Consider the following 12,419-nt stretch of genomic DNA (forward strand, 5'->3'; position numbering starts at 1 on the left):
CCTCCTATAAACTTTCTTCTTTTCCTTTGCTCTTTACAGTCTCCGGTTTCTCCGGCATCTTCTGATCGGAAATTTTCTGCTTCATCTCGGCAAGTTTCTCCTTGACGGATACCCGCCCTCTGGAACCGTCTGCTAACATCCGTTCCTTGTCATGCTCTGCGATACGCTCCGACATCAGAAAACTTGCAACAGGCTTTAACGGTTCATCAGCCACCGCCTGTATATCTTCTGCCCTGTCCGGCTCGCCCTCCTGTGCCTGTGCGCTCTGCTCTCCGTTTTCGTCCTCCGGCTCATCATCTCCCATATCCAACGCATTATCGCCCTTTTCGTCCATATTAAGAAGCGCATTTAACTCTGCAAGTCGCTCTAGCTTCTCCGCCAGTTCCTGCTCCTGTGCAAAAGGTTTCGTGACCTCCACCTTTGCGGTTTCAAGCTGATGTTCCACGTTGGAAAGCTTCTGCTCCACATCTGCCATTTTCCCGGTCATTCCCTCTAACGCATTGGATAGTCTTTGCAGATTTCCAAGCGGATCGGCTCCGATTTCCACCTCATGGCTCAGACTTCCTTTTAAGCTGACCGTAAACTTGGAGAAGAACGAGTCAAAGGACACGCTCATCTTAAAGCCCTGATATTCCCCGATTGTTACTGCCATGTTTGGCTGTTTTGCACTCCGGCACATATCAATCAACGCCGCACCCGCTTCCTTTTTGTCCGTATAGGTATGGTTTCCTATCTTCATGGAAAAAACGTCCTTATCCACAGGCTTATGCGCTGTATAGGTCTGAATGTCCGTCCGGTATCCCTCAAGCCTTTCTTTTAAGGCTGTGATCTGCATCGGGTAATGCTTTGCGATATTGTCCTCCAGACGATAACGCTGGCTTGTGTGATTCGCCTTTAAGAGCTTCAGTTTTGACACCTGTATATCCAAATCCATCTTCTCCTTAATATACGGGTTTCCGGTTGCAAGTGCTTTGACCTCTGCATAAGAGAGCGCCGCTTCGTCAATGTCCTCACAGGAACGTACCGGGGACTTGCTCGTCATGATCTGCCCGATAAACTTCTGCTTGTTCTCAACGAGCTGCCATGAATAACTGTCGAAGGTGCCTTCCGTCACATACCGGAAAATCTTGACCTTATCATTCATATTGCCCTGTCGTAAAATACGACCTTCCTGCTGTTCAATGTCAGACGGACGCCAGGGCACATCCAAATGGTGTAATGCAATCAATCTGTCCTGTACGTTGGTTCCGGCTCCCATTTTGGCAGTAGAACCCAACAAAAAACGAACCTGTCCGCTTCTTACCTTTGCAAACAGCTCCGCTTTCCTTGTTTCTGTATTGGCATCATGTATAAATGCGATTTCTTCCGGTGGGACACCCTTCTCTATTAGCTTACTGCGAATATCCTCATAAACATTGAATGTACCATCTCCTTTCGGTGTCGATAAGTCACAGAAGATAAGCTGTGCCGACTTCTGTTCCTTTGTTTCTTCCCATATCTCACATGCCTTGTCCACACAGGTCGTGGCTTTGGAATTATCCTCATCGGGAAGCATATCGTTGATCAAACGCTGGTCTAATGCAAGTTTTCTACCGTCATTGGTGATTTTGAGCATATTGTCAACGTGTGGCTCTACCTTCCTATCACGAACAGCCTCCGCACGATCCGCAAGGGACTGTACCATTTCTTTCTGGTATTCGCTCGGTTTCAACACCACATTTTCGTACTCTGCTTCCGGTATAGGCAGCTTTAACATATCCGGTGTCTGAATATCCGCACTTTCCTTGAAAAGTGAAATTAACTCCGGCAGATTGAAGAACTTGGCAAACCTTGTCTTTGCCCGGTATCCGGTTCCCTCCGGTGCAAGCTCTATGGCGGTCTGCGTTTCTCCGAAAGTAGCCGCCCAACTGTCGAAATTGCCAAGACCAAGTTTCTGGAGCGTATTGTATTGTAGATAGCGCATATTCGTATAAAGCTCCGTCATACTGTTGGAAATCGGCGTACCTGTGGCAAAGGTAATGCCCTTGCCGCCTGTCAGCTCGTCCATGTACTGACACTTTACAAACATATCCGAGGACTTCTGTGCTTCTGTCTGTGCAATGCCCGTCACGTTCCGCATCTTGGTGTATAAGAAAAGGTTCTTATAATTGTGGCTCTCATCTACAAACAGCCTGTCAACGCCAAGCTGTTCAAAGGTTACTACGTTGTCCTTACGGGAAGTATCGTTCAATCGGCTCAGTCTTGCATTTAATGATTTTTTCGTCTTTTCCATCTGCTTAATGGTGTAACGCTCTCCCTTTTCCGCCTTGACTGCTTCGATTGCCATTTCTATTTCCGTTATCTGCCGCTCAATCATGGCAGCCTGTCTTTCCGTTGAAAGCGGTATCTTTTCAAACTGCGTATGCCCGATAATGACCGCATCATAATCCCCGGTTGCAATACGGGAACAGAATTTCTTACGGTTGGCAGGCTCAAAATCTTTCTTTGTGGCAGCCAGTATATTTGCACCCGGATACAGGCGCAGGAAATCACTCGCCCACTGCTCTGTTAAATGGTTCGGTACGACAAATAAGCTCTTTTGGCAAAGCCCTAACCGCTTGCTCTCCATTGCTGCAGCAATCATTTCAAAGGTCTTACCTGCACCCACGCAATGGGCAAGCAGGGTATTATCGCCGTAAAGCTGATGTGCCACCGCATTAAGCTGATGCGGTCTTAATGTAATGTCCGGTGTCATGCCCGGAAACTTTAGGTGGGAACCGTCATACTCTCTCGGTCTGGTGGAATTGAAAAGCTCGTTGTACTTGGCACACAAAGTCTGTCTGCGCTCCGGATCACGAAATACCCAGTCCCTAAAGGCTTCCCTGATAGCTTCCTGTTTCTGACTGGCAAGTGTGGTTTCCTTTTTGTTAAGAACTCTCTTTTCTTTTCCATCTTCCTCAATCGTATCAAAAATACGAGTATCACGAAGGTTTAAGGAATCCTCCAGAATACGGTAGGCATTTGCCCGGCTCGTTCCGTATGTCATGTTGACAAGTGAATTGCCACGATCCGCATTTTTGCCCTTTACGTTCCACTGTCCTGTCACATCGGAATACTGCACCCCGACAAGGTTGCGGTCAAAGAGGTAATCCGGTGTTTCAAAGGTTTCCCGCATGAAATCCTCGATGTACTTAGGCTCAATCCATGTGGCACCGATACGCACCTCAATCTCGCTTGCATCAAGCTCCTTTGGCTGTACACCCGCAAGGGCTGTGACATTGATTGCAAACTCCGGACGGTTCTCTGCAAAAATCCTTGCGGTTGCCAGCTTCTCCCTGACATTGCCGCTTAAATACTCGTCTGCGGTTTCCCACTTTTCTGTGACCGGATTCTGGAAAATGATTCCGGCAAGTTCCTTTGCCACATCTTCCTCGCTTTTTCCCGTAAGCTCCGACATATAGGCTAGGTCTACCCTTGCCCTTTCCCCTAATGACACCGCCAGTGCTTCACTTGCGGTATCCACGCTTGTGACAACCTCTGCCTTTTTAATGGTTCGCTTGGAAAACATATCCGCCTTGCCTTTGAAGTTGCCCTCATCGTCTAATTTCTCCAATGAACAAAGCAGACAATAACTTGAGTCCTGATTAAACGCTCTCTTATTGGTCTGTGAATTGATCAGACCGTATTTCTTGGAAAACGCATCATACAGCTCATTAAGCTCTGCCTGCTTGCTCTTAATCATATCTTCCGGATATTCATTCAACTGATAGTCAATCAGCTCCTGTGTACAGTCACGAATCTGCACCATGCCTTTCATGCGCTGCTCCATCGTTTCTGATACATCCACAGGCTTCATAATAGAATTTTCCCGGTAATACACCCTCTCGTCCACGATCGTGTAACTGTAATTCTTCACGCTCGGATCGGCGGGAATGGCTTCTCTTGTCAGCTCATCGTCAAGTTCATCAAACTCTACCTCGTCAATTCTGCCCTCGATATTGGATATAGCCTTTTCAAGCTGCTTGGATAGAGGAATGGCTGTATCCGGTGTACAGGTGGCTTCCATGCCAAACTGCCCGCTGACCATTTCCATTTTTCCCATGATCATCTCCGGGTGGTCTGCAAAATACTGGTTCATGGCTATGCCTTCTTCATTTTCACAAAGATGCACCCAATCCGGCAGGGTGTCGATTACCCTGTCACGTTTCTTTAAGAAAAGAATGTCTGAAGTGACCTCCGTCCCCGCATTTTCCTTAAAGGCTGTGTTGGGAAGCCTGATTGCTCCAAGAAGCTCCGCTCTCTGCGCAAGGTACTTTCTGACTTCCGGGCTTTTCTTATCCATTGTTCCCTTTGAGGTGACAAATGCCACCACGCCGCCCGGTCTGACCTTATCTAAAGCTTTGGCGAAAAAGTAATCATGTATGAGGAAGTTATGCTTATCGTAGGCTCTGTCTGCCACCTTGTACTGACCAAATGGCACGTTCCCAATTGCCACATCAAAGAAATCATTTGGATAGTCCGTCTTTTCAAAGCCTGTGATCTTCACATCGGCATTCGGGTATAGCTGCCTTGCAATTCTTCCGGTAATTCCATCAAACTCCACACCATAAAGCCGGCTCTCCTGCATATTCTCCGGCAGCATACCGAAAAAGTTTCCGATACCCATTGCCGGCTCCAAAATGTTGCCTTTTGAAAAGCCCATTCTTTCCATCGCATCATAAATAGCCTTGATGATCACAGAGCTTGTATAGTGGGCATTTAAGGTACTTTCCCTTGCAGAGTCGTATTCCTCGGCTGACAACAGGCTCTTTAATTCCTGATATTCACTTGCCCAGTTCGCTTTGGTTTCATCAAAGGCATCGGCAAGACCACCCCAGCCCACATATTTTGCTAAAATCTCCTGTTCTTCCGGCGTGGCAATACGGTTTTCGCCCTCAATCTTTTCAAGCGTTCTGATTGCTTCCACATTCTGACGGAATTTTTCCTTTGCCGCAAAGCCTTTTCCGGCACTTTCCTCTGTTTCCGGAGCAATGTGGAAGTTGACTGCACCCGATTTGTCAATCGGTGGCTGTTCCTTTGGCGCTTCTGCTTCATTCTGCGGCTCCGGTTCGGCAAGCACTTCACTTTCTTGCATTGGATTAGACAATTCTTCATTTTTCTGTTCATATTCACCCCATACTCTTTGGGAAACAACAGAAAAATAAGGAGATTCTTCTTCCATAATGCTGAAGCGAATCTCCTCCATGTCCTCAAGGCTCTTTGCCCCGGCTATTTTATCATGGTACTTAAAATATAATGCTTCCCTGCCAAGAATGCCCTCCAATCGTGCTAGTTCAGGCTCCGGCATACGTTCCCAAATATCATCCTTCTCCGTATGAATGGTAAAGCCTTCTCCGTCATCATGGTACTCAAGCGTATATTGCAGCTTATCATGTTCCCCACGAATATCACACTCAAAATCATAGACTGTTGTTCGTGTACCTCTGATATATTCCCGGTCTATCAATACAATGTTTTGAACATCATCCGCAGTCAAAGGCGGTTCTTCTTTCTGCTCTATGGAAGGCTCGCCCTCATAACGTGACGCATACTGTCCGGCATCCTTTAACAGTCCGTCCATCTCCAGAGCTTTTTCTGTTTCGCCGCTGATTGTCTGCATCATTACATAATCTGCCGCTTCTGCAAAAAGGAAATCATAGACCTCTTTTCCTTTTAAAGTGCGCTCATCGTCAGCAATCGTGACTGCCTGTGTTTCCTCGTTCCATCCAACCACATCTTTCCGGTCTAATGCTCCGCAGATTTTAACCACAGCCGACATTTCAGACAGCCTTTCATTTAACTGATCTATGTCTGCTTTCCCGGTTTCCGGTGCTGTTGGTTCTCCTTCAGCAACAGTTCCTGTTTCTCTATCTAATTCCTGATTGGTTACACCATGCTCTAACTTCTCCTGTTCTTTTTGCATGGCTTCCTCTGCCTGTTCCTGTTTGTACTGTGCATAGGCTTCCTTTCCCTCCGGCGAAAGGTATTTATCTGCCTGCACAAGCTCCCGGATACGTTTCTCGACAACATTCCAGTTTAAAAGCACCTTTGCGTAAGGACTGCCATAGTTACCTTTCTCCAGACGGATACCTTTGGCATCGTGATCCTCATGCGCTCTGTCACTTCCCGGAAGTGCGTGGGAGCTGCCGCCCGTACCATATTCATTTTTCATAAAAGCAATGTTGTCTTTCTTGTCATGCCCTTCAATGAAATACTCATAGATACGGAATTTTCCATGTTCAAAGCCGCTTCCTCCTGTCAGCCTGTAATCAATCTCGTCCTGTGTGATGAAGTCCTCATTCCTTACTTCCACCGTATCAGTTGCCGGGAATTCTTTCTTTTCCACACCTAAATCCGCAAGCTGTTCTAATAAATAATCCGGTCTTTTCACATACCGCCATTTAATCTGCTTTTCTCCGCTGTCAAGCTGTGCCTTTGCCTTTTCAAGCTCATCCTTAATCAGCTCTCTGCCCTCAGTTGTGGATAAAAGCTCGCATAACCTTTCCATGCTTGCCGGGTAGTTAGAAAATTTCAGCTCCAGACTCTCCGGCATTTCCGATATACCGTCACGGAAGAAATTGTTGATATCCGTTGCAACACGCTCACGCTCCACCGCATCCACAAGGAATACTTCGTTGGTGCTCATATAAGTTCCATTCTCCACCATAGCCCGGATATGGCTCTCTGCTTCCTGCCAGCTCATGACAGCAATCGTATTTTCCTTTGCCGATGTACCGTAACCGATACGCATACCCATTTCATCAAACCATAAGGACACGGGATTTCCGTCAAACTCAAAACCTTTTCCGGTAGTCTTATACTCGTTCTTTAAAAATTCTGCCATTTCTTCCGATGTCTTCCCCTGTTGGTACTTGGCATAGATACGCTTTCTACTGTTATCCCTACCGCCGCCACTGCGCAAGATACTGTCGATCTGCTCCTGTGGCAAAGAAAAAGCAGCGGGCATGGTATATTGAATACTTGCTTCCGCTGCTGCGATTGTGCCGACCTGTTCCTCAAAGCTCGGAAACAGGCTTAACTGTTGATAGGTTCCCTCCGGCTGTTCGATATTTAACTGTAGATCAGTTCCGTCATCACGATCTCCTCTGCTGAGTGTACGATGCTGTTCATCTTCGCTACCCAGAGCATCTGATTTTCTGCTTTCATCTGCTCCGTTATCCCCTCTCTCTCCTTCATCTGTCCGGTCAGAAGCTCCATTCTCTCCTCTGCCTGCTCCTGTATCATCAACAGGTGTTCCTTCAGCTTCCCACTCAGAAGAAGTCCCGTATATACTCCGTTCTTGTGCTCCTGTAAGAACTTCTTCCTCATCAGTCCGTACTTTGTCAGTACCTCCTTCGGCTGTTCGTCCATTACTACCATCGGTATCTGATAATCCCCGTTCTTCTCGTATGTCAGATTCATCATATTTGCTCCTTTCCCCGGCTTCTCCGGTCTGTGTGATAGATTCTCCGTCTTGATTTTTGCTTTCACGCTTTAAAGCATTGTAGCGTGTTTCTGAGGTGTTTGCAAGTCCTTTTTGAACAGAATTTTCCGCTGTGCGGTTCTCTGCTTTCTCCTTCTCATACACCCCGATTGCTTTGCCTATCTCCATCAGGATAGGCTTTGATAAATCGGACACGTTACTGCCAAGCTGTGACAGCGTTTCCACTGTGTTAAACTCATGGATATAAGGGAAGTTTATTTCCTCGGCAAGCTCACCCTCCTCCATGCCACACCGCTTTAAAACGGTATAGGCAAGGCTGTCGGCAAGGGTTTCCCGTATCCTTACTTCCACGTTCAGCTCGTCCAGTTCCTCTAAAAAGCTCCCTTCCTTTAAGTATTCCATATCCGAAGCAAGCTCTTTATAACAGTCCTCTGCAATCCGTCCGACAATCTCCCGGATACGTCCCACAAACCCGGCTTCCCTGTCGGTGTCCCCATAAATCTTTTCCAAACGGGAAATCACCGATTCCATGTGTTCCTCACGCATTTCCCAGAGGTTAGGGAATTGTCCGATTCTTCTTGCCTTATGCACATCTGAAATATCAAAGACATATTTCAAACCGGAAAAACTATCCTCATCAATCAGCGCAATGCCCTTTGCACCTTTGTTTACCCAGCAGTGCATCTTTTCATTCCATATCTCTATGGAAGCACAGGCGGTTGCATCCGGTCTTTGAGCATAGATTAAAAGCTGTTCCTTGAACGAATATTTATACAGTCCGGAAGCAGTATTTAGGTATCTCCTCCAGTTTTCTTCATTCCGCACGACTTCTTTTGCTGTTTCCTCTGCCAGTGCGGAAATCAATTTATATTTTCTCATGGTAAACCTCCATTCTTATTTGATTTTCTGCAACAAAAAAGGTGGCTATGGGTCATTCATGAGCCATTGCCACCAGTGACGGTAAACTCTATTCAATTTTTGTCTACTCCTTTCCAATATCACCATTTTTATAAAAAATAGCACCTAAGATTTTCTCCTAAGTGCCTCTATGCCAATAAATCAGTAATTAATATATACTATTTTTGTATATCTCATCTATATTATCTATTTCCTCATACGGATATGGGATTGGTGCATAAAAGATACGATTTTCCACATATTCATCAATCAATTTTTTCCCACATACTTTGCACACATCACTTTCTCTACCATCAAAGAATTCTTTTAAATATTGGATTTGCTTATCATCCTCTAATTCTGGCTGAGCTTTGACAACCTCATACGCCCCGCACTCACAAAATATAAACATTGTCACATACGGATTAAAGCCACAATCAGGACATGCAATTCCAAATATCCCCATCATATTAGCCATCATTGGATGTCCACATTGAGGACATCTTTTAGCACTAAATATGCAACTAATTATCAATTCCTTTCTATATGCTTTCCTCCATCCTCGCATTATATCTTTTTTGGCTTTTTTAAATCCTGCCATTATCAAATCTCTTTTTTTGACTTTCTGTTCATTTTCTACATAACCATTTTCTATTTTAGAATAACCAACGGATAAAGATAATCCAGAAAAAATACTTCCTTTACTTATTGCACTATTTACAACCTCTTCCAATTCCGCTCTTGTAATAGCGCCTCTTTTTCTTCTTAATTCAGCAAACTTATTGGTTAAGTTGGTATACAAATTATCAACAATTATGTCTCCTGGGTCTTTGAATATGTAGTTTAGCCTAAGATACCTTCCGAATATTGCCTTTGTATCTTTGCTATCCTTGAATAATGGTCTTACTTCTACCCTAACCTTATCAATAATATCTGCATACTTTGACAAAGCAAAATTCGAAATAAGAGCATCCTTAACTTGATTTTTTTTCTCGTCTGTTTCGTATGGATTTACTAAAACTTTCACATAATCGTCCAAATATTCTTTAAAATTCTTTTCGTTTATTCGTATAGGAACAAAAGAAGTTAGCACAAAAAAATTCTCTGTACTAGTGTTATCACTATTCAGTGTTAGATAATGTTCTAAAATATCTACAAAATCGCTTTTCCCTATAACAGAACTTTTTAGCTGAATAAAAATATGCTTTTCCTTATTGAAAATCTCTATATCTTCTTCACCTTCGCACTTTATACAAAAATCCACAATCTTTGTACCAAAACCAAAAATATCTGTAGAATGTAATTGTTCAAGCGCATAAATAGCTGCTACTGAATCTTGATTTTCTATCTTTGAGGTTGTTCTTCCACCAGTACTTTTTTTATCATAATAATTTCCCATTTGTTCATCACTCCTCGAATGTATATTTTTCTACCTCTTTCTCCGTATTTCTATATAGAATACTTTTTAAATAACATCTCAAAAAAATCACGAACCGTTTGTTTCATTTGCTGACTGTCCATAAACTCATAGCCGCCAAATCTATATACTTCATACCCTTTTAATTGTAATTTTCTCGTGTCAACCATCATTTCAGCATATAGCTTTGGAGAAGAAATATCTCCCTCTGAATAATGTTGTTTACCATCAATTTCAATAACCACCCTTATACCATTGGGTAAAAGCATTAAGAAATCCATGCGTTGATGTGTATATACTACATTACTTCCTCTCCAAGTCCTTGCATGAGGATCATAGTGTAAATATACTTGTGGAATTAGTGCCGGGTACTCGTTCGCATTTTGATATATTGTATAATATTGAGTAAAAAAATCTTTTTCCGGTTGCGAATCTAAAGAATTAAGTAAACGCTTAAATAAATCTTTCTGAATATTTTCGCTTGCATGTGCAGAACCCCACCATTTTACAAGTGTGTTCCATAATAATCCATCTGCATTAGGCTCAAAATCATACAACAGACAATTGTCTGTATCTCCTACAATTTTTATATCATTAGCAATGGCATCATCAATAACTATATCTGGCTTTTTACCCAACGGAGCAAAAATAAGATTTTTCATATTGCTTTTTGCTGCTTGTCGCTTATATATTTTATAAATCAATTCATTTGATATTTTTCCCGATACAACCAACTCAAAGCCATCTGCGCCAATAATTTCATTAATTCCCTTTACATATTGAGTTTGTTCCTCACCTGTCCTAACTTCTGGATTAACCATTTTTTCAAGGAATTTGATTATCGAGTTGTCGCTAATGTATTTTATTTGCAAAATATCAAGCAACATATCTTTATATGACATATCATCATTTATTACCACATGCTTAATGATGTATTCTCCAAGAGTCATTCTATCGAATATAAATAAATCCTCATCCCTTGTACAAGGTTCATTCATATCCCAGATACCCTGTAATAATTCATCTAATTTCATCTTGCCCTCAAAATTCGGACACGTATCGAAATATTCTGCTAATTTTCTTCTAGTAATATAGGTAAATTCAAATATACTGTCACCAAAATATTCTTCCATCTGCTTATTAAAAGAAATACTCTCTGCATCTCTCGCAATTCGTTTCGATAATTCTACTATCTCTTCTTCTGTCATTTTTACAAGTCCAGACCAAGCATACACTTTTTTACTGCTATTCGGGTTAAGTGTTTCATCTGGAGATATGCCATATCCTTTTAAAACTCCATCTAATTCATAACTTTTATAAGACCAAAAATAGTCTGCAAGGATTTCGATAAGTCCATCCTTCTTTTTGCTCATATCATTCAACTCCAATCCGTGAATTATTCAAAACGAAATATCAAACCTAAATTGTTACAAATCATCCGGCAAATACTCCATAATAATTTGATAATCTTTCCATAAACGTTTATCCCGTGTAATATCGCAATTTCTATAAATCTTTACATCCTCTAACTCTTCATAAAAATAAAAGCTTTTTCCTACATATATATCCTTTTTAAATGCTCCACAAAACATGAACTGAGTTGCTGTAATATCAATATAACTTTCTCCATTCACAATTAGCCATGCGTGGTTTGTAGTATGTTCAGGGTTATCATCACGATAAACTCCATTTCCTTGTTCCATGTGAATATTGTATTTTTCAAGTAGATAATATGCTAAAAGGTCACTTGCATCATCACAGCAACCTCCCGGAAAATTGCTCATCCTATCTCTATATTGAAATCTTCTATCATATTTGGCATCAAGTATTGCCATGCGAAAGGCTTCCGTAATATTGTATATTTCATCTTCATTTAGTGTTCTATTTATCACAATCATTCACCTCTGACATTACAAATTTCTGTTGAAATTATACTATATTTTTTGTTACTTTTCTACTATTAGCAAGCAGCAAGACACTCTCTATCCTACTGCCTGCTAATGTGCAAAACACTATTTATTCATAGAATCCCTGCTCCTCAATACCTTTCTCTAGAATGGTATGTATCAGTTCCTCCAACTCCACGTTGTTAATCTCGCTGACAACGATCAGCTTGGCAAGGGTATCCTTCGGAACAGATACCGCATAACGCTCCTCATCTGCACGAAGCTCATGCACACAGATACCAAGTCCGTCTGCAATCTTGCACATAACACCAAGTTCAGGCTCCTTAACTCCTGCCATAATGTCAAGGATTGTTCTCTCCGGCACACCGGAAATTCTGGAAAGCTCCGCAATCCCGATTTCTTCCTCTTTCATCACATTTAATAATTTGTCTCCTGTTGTAAACATATCCCTTTCCTCCCTACTCTGCTTTTCTTCCAAATGAAAATGTATCTTCTTTTTCCTTTTTCGGGGCAAATTTGCCTTTGACTTCCAAAAGCCTTTTTTCCATAATGGAGAACATGGCTTCCACCTGCTCCTGTGTGTACTCATAATTGGTGCGGTTGGAAAGGTTCTCAAGCCTACCGATTGCATCAATGACTTTGTTCACACGATACTCCCCAAGACGGACAAACTTGTCCGCCTTGCTCTCATTGTCCTGTACTTTCTTTGTTTCTTCTGCTCCCATTGTTACGTCCT

At 42.6% G+C, this 12,419-nt stretch carries 6 protein-coding genes; all 6 read right to left on the reverse strand.

Annotation, left to right across the window (positions count from 1 at the left end; genetic code table 11):
- Positions 1-4: 4 nt before the first annotated feature.
- The 6 genes from DXB43_RS03650 to DXB43_RS03675 all read right to left on the reverse strand — a co-directional run bounded on the left by DXB43_RS03650 (position 5) and on the right by DXB43_RS03675 (position 12,408).
- Positions 5-8,341, reverse strand: a complete 8,337-nt coding sequence (locus DXB43_RS03650; protein WP_117946814.1) for a DEAD/DEAH box helicase family protein — start codon at positions 8,339-8,341, stop codon at positions 5-7.
- A 187-nt stretch (positions 8,342-8,528) separates the two neighbouring features.
- Positions 8,529-9,758 carry a hypothetical protein gene (locus DXB43_RS03655; protein ID WP_117946815.1) on the reverse strand — a complete coding sequence of 410 codons (1,230 nt, stop codon included), beginning with the start codon at positions 9,756-9,758 and terminating at the stop codon, positions 8,529-8,531.
- Between the two features lie 50 nt (positions 9,759-9,808).
- Positions 9,809-11,149 carry a hypothetical protein gene (locus tag DXB43_RS03660; protein ID WP_117946816.1) on the reverse strand — a complete coding sequence of 447 codons (1,341 nt, stop codon included), beginning with the start codon at positions 11,147-11,149 and terminating at the stop codon, positions 9,809-9,811.
- Positions 11,150-11,203: 54 nt separating this feature from the next.
- Positions 11,204-11,668, reverse strand: a complete 465-nt coding sequence (locus tag DXB43_RS03665; protein WP_243006634.1) for a hypothetical protein — start codon at positions 11,666-11,668, stop codon at positions 11,204-11,206.
- Between the two features lie 124 nt (positions 11,669-11,792).
- Positions 11,793-12,128 (reverse strand): helix-turn-helix domain-containing protein, encoded by a 336-nt coding sequence (locus DXB43_RS03670; protein WP_117946818.1) that lies wholly within the window; start codon positions 12,126-12,128, stop codon positions 11,793-11,795.
- A 13-nt stretch (positions 12,129-12,141) separates the two neighbouring features.
- Positions 12,142-12,408, reverse strand: a complete 267-nt coding sequence (locus tag DXB43_RS03675) for a hypothetical protein (RefSeq protein WP_117946819.1) — start codon at positions 12,406-12,408, stop codon at positions 12,142-12,144.
- Positions 12,409-12,419: the final 11 nt, after the last annotated feature.

The organism is Roseburia sp. OM04-10BH (assembly GCF_003462605.1).
Taxonomy (GTDB): domain Bacteria; phylum Bacillota; class Clostridia; order Lachnospirales; family Lachnospiraceae; genus Roseburia_C; species Roseburia_C amylophila.